This window comes from Xenorhabdus entomophaga, from assembly GCF_037996725.1.
In the GTDB taxonomy this organism is placed as follows: domain Bacteria; phylum Pseudomonadota; class Gammaproteobacteria; order Enterobacterales; family Enterobacteriaceae; genus Xenorhabdus; species Xenorhabdus khoisanae.
In genome coordinates this window covers 1-335 of sequence record NZ_JBBMXH010000398.1, presented here as the reverse complement: position 1 = coordinate 335, position 335 = coordinate 1, and the positions used below count along the sequence as shown (strand labels likewise).

General features: G+C 54.6%; 1 pseudogene. It reads right to left on the bottom strand.

Going from position 1 to position 335, the window contains the following annotated elements:
* Nucleotides 1-335 (bottom strand): annotated as a pseudogene (locus tag AAC854_RS23380) (IS66 family transposase); the annotation flags it as partial.

Sequence of the window (335 nt, the reverse complement as noted above, 5' to 3'; positions counted from 1 at the left end):
ATTGCCTGACATAATGCCCTAACGCCTGATGCAGCGGCGTCAACATTGAACTGATCCGCCCCTGCGCTTCAGAGATAAGGCCCGTGGAAAAGTGGATGCCATAAGTGTCCCAGATCAGGCGCTGTATCTTACTGATGCTCAGATGGTATTGTCCCGACAGAACCGCTATCTGGCTCATCAAACGGGGCCCCAGTTGTCCGGAAGGCGCATCGTCGGGTAACGTAGCCCGGACGGTGTGATGACAACGCTGACAGCGGCCATGAAACAGTTGATATTCGGTGATATCCAGGGCGATTTTGGGCAGTTCGAACACCTGATGACGATAGGTCGGGGTC